Consider the following 18770-nt stretch of genomic DNA (forward strand, 5'->3'; position numbering starts at 1 on the left):
GCTATCAGGACACCGGAACGTCGAGATAGGAAATCGTGTTTGAATACGGTGTTTCCACCTGCCCCAGCTTGCCGTAGTAAACGCTCAGCTGTTGCATGCCGCGATATTCCAACGGGGTATTCAGCAATGGCACCATCGGGAATCGCACGTATTTTTCATCCTGCGTATACGCAACGATACGGTGAGCACCACCCGCGCCAAGGCCTGACGCCCATTTCATTGAAACGATTTCCAGCGGCTCACCGTTCTCCTGAAACGCGATGGTGTTGATTTTCACGTATTCCAGCACCGAGATGTTCCCTGCGGACGACACTTTTTTGCTTGCCAGCAGGCCGAACAGTTCAGGAGCCAGACCGATTTTTGCAGGGCATACCGCATAACCGGAACTTACCCACGCTTCAGTCAGTACCAGATTAATATCCTGAACAATGACGTCAGGATCTGTTGTCGCTGTCCACGGTGCTGCTGCTGCAATCGGGAGAACGTCAGGCAGATTTAGCAGCCCACGTACACCCAGATCGGTATCACCGATATAGACCTGCTCGTCGGTGTCCATCGCAAACTTGAGCTTCATCCCTTCGTATTTCTGAATATCAATCGGGCGTCCGAGTTTTTGCGCTGATGCCAGTTCCAGCACCGTCCACCCGAGTTCCATTGCCCACGGCGTCAGGTTGTTACGCGTCGGTACGATATTCAGTTCAACGCCCGGCACCGCCGTTCCCTTTTTCCCCATCCAGTTTTTACCACGCGGATTAGGTCCCCCTACGCTGGCAAAATCGGTGTTGGTGAATGATGAAACCTCATCAGCGATCGAGATGTCGCTACGCAGAGGCATGTCACGTGACCATTTAACGGAGGTCAGCGGCATGTTCAGCGTCTGATCCATGCGCTCCAGCTCTCCGACAAGAAACGCGCCGGTGGAGTCGATGGTTGCTCTGTCAACTGTAAACATTCTGGCCCCTTAAATTTTGTAGGAAATTTCGATACGGCCGTCGGCTTCACCTGGCCCCATGACTTCGGCGCTCGGCAACTGCGGCGTATTGGCTGCTGTAGCATCTGGCGTCAACAAAAACGACCCGACAGGGCTGGCCGTTGAACCCGCAGCAACGCGGACGTATACCGGGGCTCCCTTCTTCGCTGTCGCTGCGTTACCTGCCGTGGCTTTTACGCAGATGTAGCCGCGCTTCAGGTTATCGCCGACCTGATTTACCGTGACGCCGAGGTATGCCAAATCAGCAACGGATGTGATCGGATACGGTCGGACCAGAATACCCGCCACATTCGCGATGGTGTCGCCAGATTCGAGCGGAACAAACTTGTCATTCACGTACTTCCCTGCGAGGCCATAGCCAGCGAACTGTTTCTGGTAATCCAGCGTTACAGGTTCGATAGTCAGATCGCGAGGACGTGTTACAGCACCCGCGATGCCGATTGGCATCCGGTGTAAATATGAATTTCCTACCATGGTGGTTACCTTATTTGCGTTTGCTCCAGAACTCAGCGTTCAGCTTATTCAGCTCGGCTGGGCTCATGTGCTTGGTTTGCGGGGCACTGTCAGTGGTACGCGCAGGATTCAGCGGGGTGATGTGATTCTTCGCTTTATTCAGCGCTACAGCAGCAGTAAACACCGCGTCTACCGTTGCTTTTGGCACTGCGGTGAAATCACTCACGCCAAACGACTTCAGACTGTCGCCAGTGCGCACCGCGTGGTTGAGAACCTGACGCTTCAATCCCTTGTCGCCAGATGGCGAGAAGCCGGGACAAATAATTTCCGCATCAGCGATCAGGTTCCGTTTAAACGCCGCGTCACCTGTCACCTTGCGGTCTTCCTCTTCATCCTCATCGCCCGTTTTATTGGGGTCTGAATCGGTGGTTTTTCCTTCCAGCGCTTCCAGGCGGGTGATCAGCGCCTTTGCCCAGGCGGGAATGTCTTCATCACTCGTTTTCTCTTTGTTCGGATCGACTTCATCCGTAGTGGTACGACTCCCTTCGGGCAAGGCCGTAGCCTGTGAAGGAATGTTGATGGTGATAGATGAACCGGGGATTGAAGCCATGCCATCAGACGGCATATCCGGCGCTTCATCGATGAGTTTTGCGAGTGCATCTTCATCTCTCGTCTTAATGGCCTGAGCCAGTTTTTTAAGCCATGACATTACAGGCTTCTCCTTTATTGTTGGTGGGATGGAATCCCCGATTGCACAGCGACCACCAGCGCGCCCACGGTCAATGCCGACAGCGAGGTGATTACCTGTGATTTGGTATTGCTTGCCCTTGCCGGGTGCCAACTGTTTGTATTGGGCGTCATAGCCGCAGCTGACATCGGTCAGGCCAGAATTCACCGCATCGATTGCCTCCTGCCGTTTAATCAGCACATCAGCAATGAGCAGATCCGATTTGTCGCCCGCACCTCGCCGGACGTTCTGAATGTGTCCGTGCGCCAACTCAGCGAAGTTAGAAGGGTTCACGAATACGATGCTGCCCAGGCTGTCCTCTGGATGTCCCAGCGTGACGGCTACGCCCTCAAAGCTCGCCATTGTCTCAGAGGAAAACACCTCATCTTCTGTGCGCCACACGGTTACTGTGCCGCTAGCGTCCGGTTCTAGGTCGATTTCCTCGGGTAGATAAACCTGCGTCCCTGTTCTTGCGATCGGCACGTCTTTGCACAGGAGCGAGCCATCCGCCTGTAAATAGCGCGTTTCACCGAGGCGGGTAGTGAAGAAATATTTCATGGATTACCTGCTGAATGGCGGGTATTAAAAAGGCCGCACATGGCGACCTGTTATTTTCTTGGTTCTGGGATGTGAACTTCAGGCCAGCAGTCGCAATTCGGCAGGCAACCTGCGTGACCCGTCATGCTGTCGAGCGTTGGTGGGTTATCCCAGCGCACAAATTTGTCTTTCATGCCTTTATGAGACGGGCGAGTGCCTGCGCCTTTAATGCGCCACCAGTACCCTTCCGAGCCAACGGCCAGCGCCCGCGCCTGAGTCAGTGCCCCCGTAGCTCTGCCTATCTCGGTACGTGCAATGAGACGAGCTCTGCTGGCAGCCACTTGCCCGGACGCCATAATCATTTCATAGAGTTGGTCAGGGCGTTCACCGTTAACGACTGCTTGCATTGCGCGCTCCTGAATCTCAGATACACGACTTGCAGCCTCCAGCGGTAACGACTTCATGTACTGAACCTGGCGCGCTACGATATCCTGTGCAACGTAACCAACTGGCGTATTCCCAACGACATCACGCAGGCCAACAGCGATTTCCTGTGATACGGATCGCCACTGGTTCCACTCCTCTTCCTCCACCTGCGCGAACATCTTTTTACCGACCATTTCAGCCCAATTGCCGATCACGTCCGAATAATCCACCAACGTGTTAGTTATCGAGTCAGCGCTAGCCTGAGAACCATCGTACGAACCAGCCACGATCGCGCCGATTTGCTGCGCTATCGCCTGTAGGCTTTTGAGGTACTGGCGCTCTGATTTCCGGCGGAGGCCCGGCCTCAAGTTCAGGCTCCTCCCACTCAGCTTTGGCATCTTCAATGTCCTTGTCAGTGATTGAGCCGCCGATACCGATAACGTCAGCCAGGTTGCGCAGGTCATTCAGCGCCGCATGCTGCGACATGCCGATATCACGAACAGCGGTTGCCAGTGCCGTCGTAACGTTGCTAGCCATCGTTGCACGGTCAACGTCTGACATTTCCCAGAGCTTGTTAAACTCGAACGTGAAATCGTCCGGCAATGGCTCACCAAACTGAGAGCGCCAACTGATATCCAGCAGCCAACGAATATGACGGCGCAATCGGCGTTCCTGTAGTGAGTTGACGCGGCTGTAATAATTTTCGAGGTCACCGTCACCCGTATTGAATCCCGCGGGGGATTGACCGAATAACCGCACCAGCGGTATTCCCGTAGCACCGGAAACCTGTTCAGCAAAGCGAAGAATGACGTCGGCCACGCCCGCAAACGAATAGCTGTGCGTGGCGAACTGGTCCTTGCTGTCCATAAGAGTCATGCCCTCAATGGTCTGAAACTCGCGGATCATGTCCATGTGTTTCATCAGCCCCGCTTTTGCAGGACTGTCATCAGGCATAGCCAGTACAGCTCGCAGCCCTTCAATGCTATAGGTGCGTAAGTGCGCCTTATGGATTAACTGAGTTGTCCCCACCGTAGCGGTGTCGAATGCCTCAATGCGTTCAAAGATGCGTTCAACGACTGACATCCCCCAGCCGTTTTCGGTCTGCGCCTGCTGGAATGGCAGAGAATCCCCCTCCATGCGAATCAGGCGACTGTGGTGGATTCTCCACGGCGGAATACCCTGTTGGCTGACAACCACCTTGTAGTATTTTGGCTTTCCGAAGTGCGGACCGTAATCAGTCACCAGGTCGCTATACGTTGGCGTAACCATCCAGCGATCGAGGCACATCACGCCTTTAAACTGCCCTTCTTTGATGCGATCCAGCTTGAGCGGGGTGGACATATCCTGCCCCTCAATCAGCACCACCAGCAGCGCGCCGCCGTACAGTCTCGACCATTTCAGCGTGTCGTTGATGCCGTCCCATATCCCGGCGTCGTCCCAGAACGTTTCAACCTTTCCCTTCTGTCCAGGTTTCAACTGCGAACTGATACTGATCCCCTTGCGGGTCATGTCATCAGCCATCGCATCCACGCCAGCGCCAACCAGAAATGATGAGCGGTAGGAAAATTCCAGCATCACACGGTTACGAGTGATATAGCCGGGGGTATAGGTGCCACCAGTCTGGATGTTCTGGGTGTTTGAGCCGAGTTTAGCGGTAAAGTTATTGTACCCGTCAACAGTCGCAGCGGGCTTGTCGGCGCCGTTCTGGCGTTTCTTGCGGGACATAATTACTCTCCAGCCAATCTGGCCCATATATCGAGTGAGGATTCCATCGGCGCATAGTTGATCATGACGGAGTCGGCCAGGTTCGGCGACTTCGTTCCGTCTGGTTGCTTATCAACCACTATTTTCCCAACGCCGTTGATTGAGTAGGTCGGTTGGGATAATTCAATGACGAGCTTGTCTTTGTTTGCTATCTCTCCACTGATTGAAATGATTTCGTCAGGGTGATAATCCATGCCCTGAACAGCGCGATACGTGTTGCGGAATAGCTTTCGCAGATGCCACCAACTCTGTGCTTTTGCATTTGCAAAAAAGTCTTTATTAATGCGAGCTGTTTTTCCGTTATCGCCTGGCACGGCCTCATCGTCAGGATCAAACACGCCACCGCTTCCACGAAACGGTGTGGCCGTGATTTGCCGAACACTTTCAGCGCTGCGCAGTTCGTTAATCACTCTTGCGTCACCGCGAGCACCTGCGCCTAATCCATCTTCATCAAACCGAAACTCATCGAGCCCGAACTCGTCACAGAAGCCGAACGATTTCTCAACTGACGCGTAAATGTCGCTGCCAACACCAGACCACTCCTTTACGTCCTGAAGCAGGAAACCGTAACGAGCGGAGAATGCGTTTTTATCCTTACCTTCGTCCGCGATGTCCATTGCACCCAGACGGCGGCCAGAGGGCTGAATGCCCAGTTTGATATGAGCGTCAACGGCGGACTGAACCCATTCGGAGGGGATCAGCACACCTTCGGCAGAGGCCTGATAATTGAGGTCCAGTTCCTGGGCAACGATGACCGGGTTATCAATTTTCTCGCATTCCTTGCGGTACCACTCATCGTCCTTGCGCGGGTCACTGCGCCAGTGGAACGTAAACACTGGGATTTTTCCGCTATGCCGCTTCTGGGCAAAAGGGTTAGCCATGCCATTGATGGATGAGAGATCGATACGGCACCGGGTGGTTTGTGATAATGCGGCGTCAATCAGTAACGGACGTTGAAGGAATGCCGATTCATCCACGAGATAGAGTGTGGTGCGGTCACCGCGCCCGATATTGTCCCCCGCTTCACCTTTAATCACCGCGCCGGTATCAGGGAATTCAACACGCATGTAAGGCGCGTGCTTTTTTTCGTTCCAGCTACCGCGAAACTCTGCCGGCAACGTTTCAACAAATTTGCGCGCTTTCCAGAAGAGCGCCTTTGGGTCGCCGGTACTATCAACGTATTCCTCTTTACGTGAACCGAAGCCAATCACCATTTCCTTGTTGAACAGACACAACGAGCAGGCCAGCCCCACAGCCGTCCAACTGAGGCCCATTTCACGGCTCTTTTCCGTTAAGCCGTTCTCCATGCGCAAGCGGCGTTCCATAATCCAGTGGATCCACTCTTCTTGCTTTGGGAACAACAGAAACGGGATGGTCACCGGTAATCCGTAATCGATGTTTCGAGGGTCGGTTGTCATACCCCAATCGATTATGAATTGTGCGGGGTTATCGCGGTAAAAAGCCCTGAGCATGGGTAACATTTCAGGCTGCTGCCGAATGCGCTGTAACCGTTCCATTCGCCACTCGAAAACCTGCGTATAGTCCGGTTTTTTGAAGTCGAACGGGAACGGAATAGGCATCGGGATAATTGCTCAAAATTAGGGGCTATTTAACATAATGGCTCTTTTGCGCACCACCGGGGCAGCACTCCTCACACAAGGCGCGTGAAGAGCTTGTTTCTGTATATTTACTCTCGGGAGTTGGTCAAAAAGCGGTGAATAAAGCGTGCATAAAACGGGGGTGAAAATGCATAGCGGGATTTCTTAGTGAACCGGCTATTTTGTGCAGTTTTACCCCATCATTTTTTTGTAGGCTTCTGCTACTTCTTGCGGCGATAAGTTTGTCGTCTCTGTTTTGACGGGTCCGCCATCAGGGCCGCTAATCTCTGTTTTGTTTTTCAGCATACCCAGGTGCTGGGCAACCATCTTTAACGCATCATCCTGATTGCGGGTGATGACCTCTAACCCAAACTTACCCTCTTTCACGCCAGCGTACAGGCGACGAGCTGCACCGCGCAAATCTCGCGTATCATGAAAGTGTGACCGGCTAACACCCATACCGTTGCAGCGTGGGCATTCTGGATTGGGGTCCATTGACTGGTCATAGCCGTAACCGCCGACGTCCTGAGGCTCAGGCTTTTTGCGCTCAACAGCATCCAAACGCTTCTCTTCAAACTCGACAGCATCGCGCCACTGGTACTGGAAACCAAATCCCCAGCAGTGACGGCAGCACAGGCGGCGCAACTCAGTGATCTGGTTTGCGTCAGCGGTCGCAATCTCCCACCACATTTTCAACACGTCATCTTGCGTGATTTGGGTGCGGCGTTCTCTGGCGTCCAGTGCGTCGCGAATGGCTCGGGCGACATTAGCATTTCTTAGCATCCGAGTGGCATTAACGTAGGCAGTATTGCCCTCGCCTTTGTATCCAGCCCGCCTATACGCCGCCGTCCTGTTCATGTCAATCAGGTACTCATTCACGAACTTAGCCTGCATGTCGTTAAGCCCGTATTCATCGGGGTTTAGCGTCCAGTTATCGTTCGAGTTTTCAATTGGCAGGCGATTCGAATCAATTTGATTTTCAACTTGATGGCTTGGCTTTTTTGGCTTGGTACGCAGGTTTACACTTGACGCTTTTTGCGTACCGCTTTTGCGTACTTGAGTACCTTTCTGCGTACCGCTTTTCTTATTGCGTACCCAGCCCAGCTTTACAGCCCTTTTGCGTATAGCGCCCTCGGTTATACCGTCGCCATACTGTTCTGCTATTTCACGGAGGGACAACACTCCAGCCCGGTATGCCGACTCGATGGCCCCCCAGTCCGGTATTGCCATGATGATTCCTCTGTTAAAACCATTACGCTATTCACTCAGGAATGAATAATGTGATAGCAATAAAAAAGCCATCAGAGAATGTCTGTGGCTTGCGTGGTTTAAAAACTAGTTATTCAGGGATATCTAATTGCTGAATAGAAGTTATAGTCAAATGCTCTGGTTTAATACCGAGATATTTCGCCATACCTTCTGAGTAATCAGAAACTTCAAGATCAATAAGCGCCGGGTTCTCTACACTCATGAATTTTGACCCTTTGCGGATAAGTTTCCAGTCCACCGAGTAAGCTTCCCATACTAAAAAAACGACCATTGTTACCTCCTTAGTTATCGACAAATAACATCATAGGGTGTGGTGTTTTTTTGTTAAAGCATTATCACAGGCACTCAGTGAATGCCTGCTGTAATGCCACTAATCGAGTTGCAAGACGCCGTGATCCAGCGATTCGGAGTAAGCGATAAGCCCGGTGTATTCTGGAATAGCTTCACCGTTATCAGCTTCAAATGCCGGGATCGTCCCAGTAGTGATGGTGTATCGCGGCTGACTGTCTTTTTTTGGCGAAATCAGCCAACTCTCCGATCTGTTTTGCTGTAAGGACTACAGTCATTTTATTCCCCTATTGTTAACAAAAAGCCCCACTAATGTGAGGCTCGGTTTGATTCTGCTTCTCGTATCCCTGCCAGTTGGCTATTCGCCTGGTCAATCGCAGTCAGTAGCGGGTCAATCCAGTAAACGGCCTGTGCGTATGTCAGTCGGCAGGCGGTGGCAATGGGGCTAACACTGATTGGGTCAGACTTGCCGGTAACGGCGTGCATGGCGCTGGCACGTATATCGTTCGTGTAGTCGAGCAACCGGCTAGCAACATCATCAGGCACGCACTGGCGGCCAGCCGGATCACGTTTGATGATGGTGCGGTAGACAATCTGCTTTTCATCGGATTGGGCCTTAATGTTGGTGCCGTACTGATTAGCCTGGCGTGCTATTTCATTGAAGCGTTGAAACTGGAAAGCCTGCCCAGCGATTACAGCCTGTTGGCTGGCACTGATATCGTCAGATGCTTTCTTGCCGCGTTCTGCTACATCAGCACTCCAGCGCAACCCCTGCACGTACCAGCCGAGCGCCATCCCTGCCAGCAGCGCAAGAACCGTTATTTTCCAGCCTGAGAGGATAGACATAACGCCCGCTCCTTACCCCTGCGTTCAACTAGCCCCGGCAGCACCTTACCGCCGCCATACACCCAGCGAGGGAACTGCTCGCACGCAGCCAGAATGTTGCCAGCGCGGAATAACTGAAACATGGTTGAAGCTTGAATCTTTGGGCAGCCAGCATTAAAAGCAATGCTCACTGCTGCGCTGAATGAGTTATCTGGCAACCTCTTTCCAGCGGCGTATTTATCAACGCAGCTTTCAGCCTCAAGGATGTTTTTTTGCCAGTCGGCGGCAATCTGCTGATCCGTCTTATGGGTGCCATCAACAACGCCATGAGTGTTGCCAATACCATCAGTCGAAATACCTGCCGGACATACGTAAGGGTCCCGGCGGCATGACTCAGCATTGCCGATAAGCTCCAATCCAGCCTGATTGGTTCGTACCTGGCCGTTGTTCATCACCATGCCAATGATGACGCTGACAGAGCACATCACACCTGCTGCAATTTTTCTTTTGCTCATACTCATTCGCCCCGCGCTTCTTTACGGCGATCTTCCTTGACCTTGAAATACAGATTGGTCAGGAATGTGAGTAAGCCAAATAGAAGGCTACCGAGAACACCGATAGCAGCCCACTGCGTCGGAGAAACAGTGTCGAGCAGTTGTAACATCCAATACCCACCGCTAAGACCCGACGCGCCATATGAGACGCCCGTTGTAATATTTGACATACGCATGACCTCACCTCCGGCTCTGCCGTGGCGCTGTGTGTGATTTACGGGGAATTAAAAAAGGCCGCTTAGTTGCGGCCGAGATTGATGATTTGTGTCGAATTATTCGAGTCGGGGATCCGTCAACGCTTTGAGGCAACTTTGTTTAATTATTGCCGTCGCTTCATAGAAGCGTCCTTCCGACTTATCTTCATGCAGCCTTACGTGCGCTCGCTCAATGCCGGATATCACAATTAGTGTATTTTGCTCATACCACATTTCAATCGGTATGAATATCCAGTCACCGCCAGGTTCACTTGAATTGATCATTACTCCAATATAGAAAATGAGCGCATAAGAGGAATTTGGTTGCAAGGCATGGGGCGGGCGTGGTTCGAACAGTCCTGATTCGTTTTTTATACAAATACTGGTGTACTGTATCTTACGCCCTTCGCAATCAATAGTGTGTTCATTCGGCAAATAGAGAGAATCCTTAAACTCACGGAATAACCTGATAGCGTCAGCCTGTAATTCTTCTCTTGGCTTGCTTAACGAGGAGTTCTTTTTTCTTTTCAATAAGCGTGTCGTAGCTAATCTGCATTCCATTCTCCAGATACTTGGTTTGCGGAGTGAACATAGCTAGCACCTTTCAAGAAAAAATTCAGTGAGTTAACTCAATGACAGTCTGTTTTTTGGCGGGCTCTGCGCAAGCGCCCAGCGGATTGGGTTATGAACCGTCCGTTCGGTGAGCCCTTTATACGGCAAAGCCCCGCATTAGCGAGGCTTTAATGTTGCTTTCTATTTTGCAATACGGCGATTTGCTATGATCCATAGCATACCTCACAAAAAGGCCGCCCGATGGCGACCTGTCGTGATTCTTTGGAGAAAAGGTCCCCGGCATCGCCCGCGTGTCGGGAAATGCCGGGGCTCATAAGAGGGCGCCAGCGGAGGCAGGCACCGTATGAGCAAGAGTTGTATATACCGATTTAAAGGTAGTAACGGAATGTTACTGCGTCAATGAGTATTCCAAATAAAAAACCGCACTGATGGCGGGTTTCTGTATTTTTTTTGCCGTTCGGCGCTATGACAGGGGTACTGATGCAATGCATCTCGCGAATACCCCTGTCATAGCGCCAAAAAGGAAACCTCGCGCATTGGCGAGGTCAGAGTGATTTGGATACAAGATTCCACTATTTGAAGTATACATACCATTTTCGGACAAAATCAAGTGTTTTATAAAAATAATGCAGTTATTGGCTTCTAACGTGTCGCTATTGTGTCACCTTTTGAAATTCAGCATCAGCACGATTTTCTTCTGACATGCATTTATCCACCAGCCTGTCGAAAAACGGCTTCCAGTTGCGGTTCCAGGTGCGCTCTTGCAGGTCAGGCAACAGGGCTGATATTGCCCGGTAAGCCTTTGTGCCGGGAGAGCGCCTGAATCCGAGCCCAGAGCAACGCTCACAATCTTTGTAAACGGGTACACCCTGACGTTTTGATTCCTCCATGTCACGCACTTGCCCCGTTCCATTACACCGGCAACGTGCCGATATGACGCCCTTACCTTGGCAGGCGCTGCACACTTCGCGGACCGTCTCAAATACAATGCGTGGCGGTACCTTCTCTTCACAATCAGCGCCGATGTAGCCGGGGTATTTCACCACCTCACGCCGCACAGTGATAAACCTGCGCCCGTTACAAGCTTTGCACGTTGATGTGCTACCCGCTGAATGTGCGTACTCCTCAAACGCCAGTTTCGCCAGGACCACGGCACAATGCCCCAGCTTCGCCCCTGCCGCTTTAGCCACCAACTTTGGCGCTGTTCGCTTCGCATACTGTGCCAATTTGGTAATCGCCTTGTGTTTATCCTCTTCGCTGATTCCCGCCTTGCCCAGGAATGCCGCCATGCCAAACTGCACCTTTGACTGGCAGTATCCGAGCGCTCCCATCATGTCGGTGCCGTTGAGCGCGTCAGGGCTGGTATTACGCGAAGTATCGTTTATGTGCATAGATTTCGGATTGAAATATTTCAAGGCAGATTCAATTTTCATGCTTGTCCTCCGCGTGAATACTTGGCGCTGATTGGGGTTTGTTTTTTATTCTGATTCTGGTTATCGGTATAGCGCTGCGCAGCAGCGCTCTGATCGATATTGACGAAATGCCCGTTGCGCCAGCCCATATAAAACGTTTTTGGTTGGCCTGAGCGGTATTTACCGACGATGATTTCTGCGATGCCTTTCATGTCGCTATGGTCGTGATAAACCTCGTCCCGGTACGGGAAAATAATCACGTCTGCATCCTGCTCGATGTCGCCTGAATCCTTGAGGTCTGCCATTGTTGGGCGCTTATCAGCACGGGACTCTACGCCACGGTTAAGCTGTGCCAGCAGGATCACCGGAACCTTATTGCGCAAACAAAAGCGCTTTAGGCGTTTGGTTATTTCACCAATAGCGATATCCTGCCGATCTGCCTTTGGCTTTTTCATCAGCCCGAGATAATCCACCGCGACAAAACTCAGGCCGCCATCCATGTTCATGCGTTCCGCGTGGGCGATAATTTCATCTGCACTCAACGTTTCACCCAGCACGTAGTTATCTTCATCCTGTAGCTGTGACGTTGCCGCAGTAAGGCGGGTATATTGCTCGTCTATCATGTTGCGCGGGTTCCTCAGCACGCTTAGAGATAACCCGGCGCGATCGGCAATATGACGCTCCACCACCTGCATTTCTGACATTTCCATGGAAATCATCAGCCCTTTTCCACGCTGTAGGCCAATCGAATTAGCGATGCAGATAGCCAGCTCTGTTTTCCCCATCCCGGGACGTCCGGCGATCACAATCAGGTCAGTACGGTCAAAGCCGCCGTAGAACTCATCCATCGGTTCGATACCGGTTTTCAGGTACAGGCCAGACTCAGCACCGCCCATGCGCTTTTCGAGCACCTGAATGTAATCATCCATCAAATCACCAATGCGGCGAGGTTGGCTGCTATTCGTTTCAAATTGCAACCCACCAAGAACGCCCACCACCTCGGCTATTCTCTCGTTGATGTCATGCGCACCAGCGTTATCGAGAATGCTCACCGCGCGGAGTAACTCAGCGCGCCCCTTACGCAGCATCCAGCACTGGCGAACCCGTTTAGCCCAGGCGATGATATTCGCTGCCGACCAGCACCGCTTTGCCACATCCATCACAAGCTCTTTTGTCTCGGCAGGAACACCGGACTGGACGGTAAACTGATCCACCGGCTCCGCCTTGGCTAACAGCGCGGTGATCACCTGGTACATCTTGCGCAGGTGGACATTATCGAAAGCCTCTGCGGGCAGGCTCCCGGCAATATCCCGGCAATCAATGTGATCGCCCTTAATCATCATCGAGCCAATCAATTGCTCTTCAAACTCGTAGCTATCCATCAAGCCGCATTCCCTCGGTAGCTGGGCCAGTTGAACGCCAGTCGATTGCGTCCACCTTCAGCGACACGATCCACAATGCGTTCACCAATCGCGCCCTGTAACTGTTCGAAAGTGAGATTGCTAATCAGGATGGTCGGTAAAATATTCTCGTAGCGAGCATTGATGATTTCCTGAAGGATGACAGATTCCGCCTGAGTGCCGAATTGCACGCCCACCTCGTCAATAATCAGTAGATCCAGTGATGAGTAATGCCTCAGCACATCACCCTCGGTCAGTTCCGAGCTATTGCGCCAGGTGCTTTTCACTGCGCGAGTGATCCGCATTACATCGGTCAGTTCTACGCTGGCGAGGTGATCCCGGATAATTTTCTTGGTCATGGATACCGCCAGATGGTTTTTGCCGGTACCACAACTGCCCGTCATCACGATCCCCGTTCCCGCATCGAGGCGTTGCGGCCAACTTTCGGCATAGCGCTGGCAGGCCGAGAGATTTTTTGCGGCAATCGGGTTTATGGTCTGAAAGTTTTCAAACTCGCAGGGTTCAAAGCGTAAAGCGATGCCCGCATTTTCCAGCAGTTCGGAAACCCGTAGTGATCGCTGTTTTGCTTCAACCTGAGCCAGTTCGTCACGCACACAGCGCGGGCAACGTGAGTGCTTCTGGTGTTCACCGCCGCGAAGGCTCTTGCCGATCAGCGTCAGTTGTTCGTGCTCGCCGTGGGTTGGGCACTGCACTGTGCGGATTCCACCACTCTCCCAGTGGCCCCATTGCCAGGGTTTTTTATGCTCTTCGGCAAACGCCAGTTCGTCGTTCAGTGCTTCCCATTGTGATTTCAGATCTTCGCGCTCTTTGCGCTGGTTGCTATCCAACATGCTTACCCCCGCCGTTACCAGTTGTAGCTTGATTCGCCATAGTCCTGCTCCCTGAATCCTGATACCGGCGCCATGCCACCGCGCCCACCTGCGGGAGCGGGTGGAGCCTGCCAGGGTTCCTCAAAGTGGCGATCCGGGCCGAAAAACGTTGCAGCCTGCTTGACGTATTCCGTTCCCAATTTTCCGGTGGCGGTCACGAATGCGGCATAGCGCTTAACGCCCTCCAGCATGGCTTCAGGCGTAATGCCTTCTCTCAGTCGGGCGTTCCAGTGTTTCCATGCTGAGTGCTTGGGATTACCACCAGCGCGTTTGGGGTAGGCTTGCCATGCTGTTTCAAATTCTGGTGAATATTCCTGCTTTGCAGGGCGTGACGGCATAGCGGCGTCAGCCGGTGTGCCAATAGTGTTTTTAATCTCTGTAGTAATCTGTGTAGTAATCTCTGTATACGTCTCACTTTTCAACGTAGGGTCGCCTACGTCAGAAAGTGGGAGGGGTTCCGTTGGTACGGAGGGGGTGTTACGTTCAGACGGAACAGGGGTTGCATTTTTGGCGTCTGATTTTCTTGTCATGCTATTGATGTCGTTGATCGCTTCAGGCACTGGTTCGACAAACAGGACGTTGCTCAAAGTCATACCTTCTGACGTTTGTACGGTGCGAAGTTCAAGCGTGATGAATCCAGCCCCCTTGAGGCGCTTAAGTGCGTCCGTTGCCTCCCTCTTGGAGAAGCCGAATTGGTCCGCAAATGCCTGATAGCTTCTCTGGAGCTTATCCCCATGAAAGCGCTTGCGGTAGCCCATCAGCGCCCCGGTTACTTCATTGCGGACCTCTGCGGGGCGATACCAGTAGACAATCTCAGAAAGTAGAGTGATAGCTGTCTGATCCGGGCGTCCGCTGGGAAGTGTGATGTGTCTCCACCAACTAGCAGGAATGACATTTCCGGTAAAATTAATCTGGCCAATAGCCATCACGGACCTGGTTGGGGTAGAAATTGTCATGCAGCACCCGCCAATTCTTTGTCGTGGGTAAACTCGCCGTTCCAGTTTTTCTTCATGGGGAGTCCACCTTTTAGATATTGCCGATAAATCCAGACAGCTCCCTTACGAAGCAGAACGGGCGTGTAGGTATCGAAGCTATCGAAATCATCCGGCTCTATTTGGTTGCGCCGCTCGGTGAGGTACTGATCGCGAGCGTAAGCCTTAACACGCCAAGCTGGGCGACTGGATTCAGGGCGTTCGTCATACAGCCAGTTATGCTCTTCAAGAAATGCACTAACCCGCTGAACGTTGACGCCGTTCAGTTGTTTGCAGAATTTCACAGGGGTAATTCCTGGCTTAAACAGGTTTTCCAGATGCTCGATGTATTGCGCCTGACGGTGGGCGTAGCCGATCGCCTTATTAGTGGCTTCATACTGATCAGCCCACGCACGCGCAGCGGCAGCCGGATCGCTAAAGTTGGGGATTTCGTTGGTTGGGGAAAAGTTATAAGTTCCCTTCTTCCGAATTGCTGGGAGCACTTCTGAAGTAACCCAGCGCTTAAAACGTTTAGCTTGAGGTTTGCGGCTTTTTAGGATAAGTGAATAAAGCCCAGACTCATTAACCAGCATGGGTCTACGACCTGAACCCGAATAATGTTCGTGTTCACAAATATCCTCATCATCTACCGCCAGCAACGCTTTGTTTGTGTCGGTCAGCCCCAGAGCTGAACATACGTCCACGGCAAAAAACCATGGAGTCTGATCAACCAGTACAGTGCGCACTGATGCCAAAAGCTCACCAGCGCTTGAATTAAAATCGAATGTTCTGATATCGTTGCTCATGATTTATCTCCGCAAATCAAAGTAGCCAGTTAGGGGTGCCACTCTTTCCGGCTTTTTTCTTGCCAATTTTTCGCTCCGCTGCCGTAGTTTGTCCAAGCGCCCATTGACGAGCGCGGGCCAAGCAATCGTCGAAGACCCCTTTCTTGCTGAACTGCGACATGCGGCGATAGTGTTCAATGCCAGCGTCAGCCCCCCCCCCCCCTTCAGCAACATTCGACGGAAAGCCCTCTGCGACCAGATGGTCTATGATGTATTTACAGATGAAGGTTTCGGGGGTCATGCCACTCACCACACTCGCGAGGGGGAAATATTTCATCAAGCGAACAGCTACTCCCCAGGCTGTTAAATGCGGAAACAATTTCTCGACATGTAGCTAAATTAGGGCTTCGGGCACCCACTTCATAGTTACCCAGCCTTGACTGACTCCAACCCAACATTCGCGCAAACGCCATTTGGGTTATGCCGAGTTTTTTTCGTTCACATGAGATTTTGTTCATTTTTTCATCTTTGTTTGAAATAATACCCCATTAAACACATTTCGTGATTGAAAGTAAACACAATACGTGAGAGAAACAAAACACGTATTGTGATAAAAGAATTTTTATGAAAACAGACAACGAGATAGGCAACCGCTTAAAGCGGTTTAGAGAAATCGCAGGAATGAGCCAATCCGCCCTCGCTGAACGATGTGGATGGGCTTCGCAGTCGCGAGTTGGAAATTATGAGTCTGGCTCCAGAAAGGTCAGCGCTGATGATGCGATAATACTATCCAAGGCTCTTGGCGTTAGCCCCTCCGTATTACTTTTCGGAGAGCACGGTAATGTAAGTTACGCAGGGCTAAACGAACCAAAAGGCAATTACCCCGTCATTAGCTGGGTAAGCGCAGGGGCATGGTCTGAGGCCATAGAGCCATACCACCGGAAATCGATTGATCGTTGGTATGAAACCACTGTTGATTGTTCTGAAAGTTCGTTCTGGTTAGACGTTAAGGGTGACTCAATGACGTCGCCTGTAGGGTTGAGCATACCGGAAGGCATGGTGATCCTGGTTGACCCAGAAGTGGAGCCGATTAACGGAAAGCTGGTAGTGGCGAAACTGGAAAGCGAGAACGAAGCAACGTTCAAAAAGTACGTTATTGACGCTGGCAACAAGTATCTTAAGCCGCTAAATCCACAGTACAGCATGATACCCATTAACGGGAACTGCCGGATTATCGGTGTTGTGGTAGATGCGAAGATAGCGAATCTGCCGTAGTGCTGATCTAGCCACAGAGCGGTGGGTGTGGCGGAATGAGAAGAGTAGAAAAATATAATAATTACTATTTTATAGAGGGAGCATTGATGAGCAACGAAAGCGAAATCAGTGACATGACAATTCAAGAGCCTCTCTTAAGCCTTGAGGTCATTAGCAAGCGCCCAGCTCTGGGTGGCACCGCCCACTTAAAGAATACAGTGATTGCCTCTGATGGTCTGGAATATGCGGTAAAAAGCATAAAAGATGGCGAAAACTCAGAATTGAAAGGGTTGCCAAACCCTAAGCAAATACCAGCTTCCGAGTGGCTATGCACTCGACTAGGTGAAATGTGTGGATTACCAACACCTCCATGCAGAGTAATCAATGACACGTCTGAGAGTGAGCATTTATTTGGATCTAGGTATGATTTAGCAGCAGCGGCAAAGCCTGAAGATGAAGTCAACTTTGCAGCCTCATTGATGTCACCATCTCCAATTCTAAGGAAGCAGGTTTGGGCTATTTATGCGTTTGATCAGTTTGTTTATAACATTGATAGACACTTAAAAAATTACCTTTACACCAGAAATCGGGATGGTGATGTAACGGTACAGGCTTTCGATTTTAGTCTGGCTGCAATGGTAATGGGTTGGCCTAACAAGGTAGGTGATGGGCTAATACCTCCAGGCTATAACACCACAAATTACTGGAACGCAGTAAAGAGCTTGACATACAATGATAAGACATGTAGAGCTTCTGCACTGAAAATTCTTGAAAACATTGGAAGGATCAACGCCGATGATATCGAAAGAATTTTTCTTGAAATGCCAGGCGAGTGGATAAACCCGCTACATAAGGAGGCATTAACTTCTTGGTGGGTAAGTTCTGGTAAAACCGATAGGATAAACGCAGTAAGGGCTGAGGTGTTAAAATGACAATGTACAAATACAGCATAATCAGGATAACGCCAAGCCCCGTCCGCGCTGAATCAATCAACGTGGGGTTTGTCATTACATCTCCCGGCGGAGTGGCCGATGTCCGCATTCTGGATTCCTCCAGCAAGATTAAGGCCGTAACCAACGATTATTCGATGGAAAATCTTGAGTCGCTAAAGATGCAACTTGAAAAAATGCTCAGTGACTGCTTGACGATAGAGCAAGCAATGTCCTTTTTCCAAGGAAGCGTTACTCTTTCTCCCATTGGTACATTTTCAGCCGAAAGCGCATTCGATTATGATGAAAACATCAATAATATCAATAAACTATACATATCCCCCATAAAGGCAATTAAAAGATCTTCCGTAACTCAAAAAAGGATAATTACTGAGCTTAAGGGAGAATTTGAGCGCTTTGGAATCATGGGGAAAAACGTTAATGAAATTCATGACCATAAAGTTGTTCAGGGCTATCCTCTTTCAGAGGAAGAAGGATTGTATGCTGAGCTTCTTCTCAAAAATGGCGTATATCATTTAACTGAGACGCTGGATTTCAGAAGTTCAAATTTAAAGCAAAAACTAGGTGATTCAGCAGTAAAAGCTATCACCATGAATACCGCCAAGGCAGTTTGGCGTGATGAAGTGAACACATTCCTAGTTTATGCGGCAGATGCCTCGCAAGAAAGAACGTACTCTCAGCAGATCAACTTAGTAAATAGCTATGCAGATAAAATGTTCAACTTGCTAAGTGCAAGTGATATGTCTGCTTATTTCGAGCATATGGTTGAAGCTGCTGGACGCAACATGCCTACACATTAACTCCCCCACCCGGCCCCGCGCCGGGTTTTTGTAACCCATCCTTTTCTAATGTCACACGAGTACACATCGTGCAGCCTCATTCAGCTCAACACCCCCCGCGAACCTTCGT

22 protein-coding genes and 1 pseudogene are annotated in these 18770 nt (G+C 51.0%); 3 read left to right on the forward strand and 20 right to left on the reverse strand.

Annotated elements, in window-relative coordinates:
- Positions 1-4: 4 nt before the first annotated feature.
- The 20 genes and pseudogenes from J5069_RS07505 to J5069_RS07600 all read right to left on the reverse strand — a co-directional run bounded on the left by J5069_RS07505 (position 5) and on the right by J5069_RS07600 (position 16175).
- Positions 5-952 (reverse strand): DUF2184 domain-containing protein, encoded by a 948-nt coding sequence (locus J5069_RS07505; protein WP_264643230.1) that lies wholly within the window; start codon positions 950-952, stop codon positions 5-7.
- Between the two features lie 9 nt (positions 953-961).
- Positions 962-1465, reverse strand: coding sequence for a hypothetical protein (locus J5069_RS07510; protein ID WP_264643231.1), 504 nt, complete (start codon positions 1463-1465; stop codon positions 962-964).
- Between the two features lie 10 nt (positions 1466-1475).
- Positions 1476-2729 carry a DUF2213 domain-containing protein gene (locus J5069_RS07515; RefSeq protein ID WP_264643232.1) on the reverse strand — a complete coding sequence of 418 codons (1254 nt, stop codon included), beginning with the start codon at positions 2727-2729 and terminating at the stop codon, positions 1476-1478.
- A gap of 50 nt (positions 2730-2779) precedes the next feature.
- The gene (locus tag J5069_RS07520; protein ID WP_319801671.1) at positions 2780-3328 is read right to left on the reverse strand and encodes a phage minor head protein; all 549 of its coding nucleotides are present in this window, start codon (positions 3326-3328) and stop codon (positions 2780-2782) included.
- Between the two features lie 61 nt (positions 3329-3389).
- Positions 3390-4859: a DUF1073 domain-containing protein gene (locus tag J5069_RS07525; RefSeq protein WP_264643234.1), complete on the reverse strand. Its 1470-nt coding sequence runs from the start codon at positions 4857-4859 to the stop codon at positions 3390-3392.
- A 2-nt stretch (positions 4860-4861) separates the two neighbouring features.
- Complete coding sequence (locus J5069_RS07530; RefSeq protein ID WP_264643235.1) at positions 4862-6478, reverse strand: TerL protein; 1617 nt, start codon at positions 6476-6478, stop codon at positions 4862-4864.
- Between the two features lie 210 nt (positions 6479-6688).
- Entirely contained in the window at positions 6689-7726 is a 1038-nt protein-coding gene (locus J5069_RS07535) for a terminase small subunit (RefSeq protein ID WP_264643236.1), read from the reverse strand.
- A 109-nt stretch (positions 7727-7835) separates the two neighbouring features.
- On the reverse strand, positions 7836-8036 hold the full coding sequence (locus J5069_RS07540) for a hypothetical protein (RefSeq protein WP_264643237.1): 201 nt from the start codon (positions 8034-8036) through the stop codon (positions 7836-7838).
- A 99-nt stretch (positions 8037-8135) separates the two neighbouring features.
- Positions 8136-8331, reverse strand: a pseudogene (locus tag J5069_RS07545) (hypothetical protein).
- Positions 8332-8362: 31 nt separating this feature from the next.
- Complete coding sequence (locus J5069_RS07550) at positions 8363-8899, reverse strand: hypothetical protein (protein WP_264643238.1); 537 nt, start codon at positions 8897-8899, stop codon at positions 8363-8365.
- Entirely contained in the window at positions 8872-9393 is a 522-nt protein-coding gene (locus J5069_RS07555) for a lysozyme (RefSeq protein WP_413542221.1), read from the reverse strand. Before J5069_RS07555 ends, J5069_RS07550 begins: the two co-directional genes overlap by 28 nt.
- A gap of 2 nt (positions 9394-9395) precedes the next feature.
- Positions 9396-9608: a class II holin family protein gene (locus J5069_RS07560; protein ID WP_413542204.1), complete on the reverse strand. Its 213-nt coding sequence runs from the start codon at positions 9606-9608 to the stop codon at positions 9396-9398.
- Between the two features lie 96 nt (positions 9609-9704).
- Positions 9705-10157 (reverse strand): hypothetical protein, encoded by a 453-nt coding sequence (locus J5069_RS07565; protein ID WP_264643241.1) that lies wholly within the window; start codon positions 10155-10157, stop codon positions 9705-9707.
- 695 nt (positions 10158-10852) lie between these two features.
- Positions 10853-11632, reverse strand: a complete 780-nt coding sequence (locus J5069_RS07570; RefSeq protein WP_264643242.1) for an antitermination protein — start codon at positions 11630-11632, stop codon at positions 10853-10855.
- Complete coding sequence (locus J5069_RS07575) at positions 11629-12993, reverse strand: replicative DNA helicase (protein ID WP_264643767.1); 1365 nt, start codon at positions 12991-12993, stop codon at positions 11629-11631. The genes J5069_RS07570 and J5069_RS07575 overlap by 4 nt, the downstream gene beginning before the upstream one ends.
- On the reverse strand, positions 12993-13862 hold the full coding sequence (locus J5069_RS07580; protein WP_264643243.1) for an ATP-binding protein: 870 nt from the start codon (positions 13860-13862) through the stop codon (positions 12993-12995). The genes J5069_RS07575 and J5069_RS07580 overlap by 1 nt, the downstream gene beginning before the upstream one ends.
- Positions 13863-13876: 14 nt before the next feature.
- Positions 13877-14857, reverse strand: coding sequence for a replication protein (locus tag J5069_RS07585; RefSeq protein ID WP_264643244.1), 981 nt, complete (start codon positions 14855-14857; stop codon positions 13877-13879).
- Positions 14854-15678 carry a Bro-N domain-containing protein gene (locus J5069_RS07590; RefSeq protein WP_264643245.1) on the reverse strand — a complete coding sequence of 275 codons (825 nt, stop codon included), beginning with the start codon at positions 15676-15678 and terminating at the stop codon, positions 14854-14856. The genes J5069_RS07585 and J5069_RS07590 overlap by 4 nt, the downstream gene beginning before the upstream one ends.
- 16 nt (positions 15679-15694) lie before the next feature.
- Positions 15695-15958: a hypothetical protein gene (locus J5069_RS07595; RefSeq protein ID WP_264643246.1), complete on the reverse strand. Its 264-nt coding sequence runs from the start codon at positions 15956-15958 to the stop codon at positions 15695-15697.
- Positions 15933-16175 carry a helix-turn-helix transcriptional regulator gene (locus J5069_RS07600; protein ID WP_264643247.1) on the reverse strand — a complete coding sequence of 81 codons (243 nt, stop codon included), beginning with the start codon at positions 16173-16175 and terminating at the stop codon, positions 15933-15935. Before J5069_RS07600 ends, J5069_RS07595 begins: the two co-directional genes overlap by 26 nt.
- Before the next feature lie 106 nt (positions 16176-16281).
- Here J5069_RS07600 and J5069_RS07605 point away from each other — a divergent pair, with 106 nt between their 5' ends.
- Genes J5069_RS07605 through J5069_RS07615 form a run of 3 tightly spaced genes read left to right on the forward strand, consistent with a single transcriptional unit; the run spans position 16282 to position 18661 of the window.
- Complete coding sequence (locus J5069_RS07605) at positions 16282-16932, forward strand: LexA family protein (protein ID WP_264643248.1); 651 nt, start codon at positions 16282-16284, stop codon at positions 16930-16932.
- Positions 16933-16967: 35 nt separating this feature from the next.
- Positions 16968-17843 carry a HipA domain-containing protein gene (locus tag J5069_RS07610; RefSeq protein WP_264643249.1) on the forward strand — a complete coding sequence of 292 codons (876 nt, stop codon included), beginning with the start codon at positions 16968-16970 and terminating at the stop codon, positions 17841-17843.
- Complete coding sequence (locus tag J5069_RS07615; RefSeq protein WP_264643250.1) at positions 17840-18661, forward strand: DUF3037 domain-containing protein; 822 nt, start codon at positions 17840-17842, stop codon at positions 18659-18661. Before J5069_RS07610 ends, J5069_RS07615 begins: the two co-directional genes overlap by 4 nt.
- Positions 18662-18770 lie beyond the last annotated feature (109 nt).

The sequence above is a fragment of the Candidatus Symbiopectobacterium sp. NZEC127 genome, from assembly GCF_025962675.1.
In the GTDB taxonomy this organism is placed as follows: domain Bacteria; phylum Pseudomonadota; class Gammaproteobacteria; order Enterobacterales; family Enterobacteriaceae; genus Symbiopectobacterium.

Bases quoted from the DNA above. Each gene is read 5' to 3' on its own strand.
- J5069_RS07535 (WP_264643236.1), bottom strand. From the start codon at position 7,726: ATGGCAATACCGGACTGGGGGGCCATCGAGTCGGCATACCGGGCTGGA.
- J5069_RS07555 (WP_413542221.1), bottom strand. From the start codon at position 9,393: ATGAGCAAAAGAAAAATTGCAGCAGGTGTGATGTGCTCTGTCAGCGTC.
- J5069_RS07595 (WP_264643246.1), bottom strand. From the start codon at position 15,958: ATGACCCCCGAAACCTTCATCTGTAAATACATCATAGACCATCTGGTC.
- J5069_RS07550 (WP_264643238.1), bottom strand. From the start codon at position 8,899: ATGTCTATCCTCTCAGGCTGGAAAATAACGGTTCTTGCGCTGCTGGCA.
- J5069_RS07600 (WP_264643247.1), bottom strand. From the start codon at position 16,175: ATGAACAAAATCTCATGTGAACGAAAAAAACTCGGCATAACCCAAATG.
- J5069_RS07515 (WP_264643232.1), bottom strand. From the start codon at position 2,729: ATGAAATATTTCTTCACTACCCGCCTCGGTGAAACGCGCTATTTACAG.
- J5069_RS07590 (WP_264643245.1), bottom strand. From the start codon at position 15,678: ATGAGCAACGATATCAGAACATTCGATTTTAATTCAAGCGCTGGTGAG.
- J5069_RS07580 (WP_264643243.1), bottom strand. From the start codon at position 13,862: ATGTTGGATAGCAACCAGCGCAAAGAGCGCGAAGATCTGAAATCACAA.
- J5069_RS07520 (WP_319801671.1), bottom strand. From the start codon at position 3,328: ATGGTCGGTAAAAAGATGTTCGCGCAGGTGGAGGAAGAGGAGTGGAAC.
- J5069_RS07540 (WP_264643237.1), bottom strand. From the start codon at position 8,036: ATGGTCGTTTTTTTAGTATGGGAAGCTTACTCGGTGGACTGGAAACTT.
- J5069_RS07615 (WP_264643250.1), top strand. From the start codon at position 17,840: ATGACAATGTACAAATACAGCATAATCAGGATAACGCCAAGCCCCGTC.
- J5069_RS07560 (WP_413542204.1), bottom strand. From the start codon at position 9,608: ATGCGTATGTCAAATATTACAACGGGCGTCTCATATGGCGCGTCGGGT.
- J5069_RS07510 (WP_264643231.1), bottom strand. From the start codon at position 1,465: ATGGTAGGAAATTCATATTTACACCGGATGCCAATCGGCATCGCGGGT.
- J5069_RS07570 (WP_264643242.1), bottom strand. From the start codon at position 11,632: ATGAAAATTGAATCTGCCTTGAAATATTTCAATCCGAAATCTATGCAC.
- J5069_RS07505 (WP_264643230.1), bottom strand. From the start codon at position 952: ATGTTTACAGTTGACAGAGCAACCATCGACTCCACCGGCGCGTTTCTT.
- J5069_RS07610 (WP_264643249.1), top strand. From the start codon at position 16,968: ATGAGAAGAGTAGAAAAATATAATAATTACTATTTTATAGAGGGAGCA.
- J5069_RS07605 (WP_264643248.1), top strand. From the start codon at position 16,282: ATGAAAACAGACAACGAGATAGGCAACCGCTTAAAGCGGTTTAGAGAA.
- J5069_RS07525 (WP_264643234.1), bottom strand. From the start codon at position 4,859: ATGTCCCGCAAGAAACGCCAGAACGGCGCCGACAAGCCCGCTGCGACT.
- J5069_RS07530 (WP_264643235.1), bottom strand. From the start codon at position 6,478: ATGCCTATTCCGTTCCCGTTCGACTTCAAAAAACCGGACTATACGCAG.
- J5069_RS07585 (WP_264643244.1), bottom strand. From the start codon at position 14,857: ATGACAATTTCTACCCCAACCAGGTCCGTGATGGCTATTGGCCAGATT.
- J5069_RS07575 (WP_264643767.1), bottom strand. From the start codon at position 12,993: ATGGATAGCTACGAGTTTGAAGAGCAATTGATTGGCTCGATGATGATT.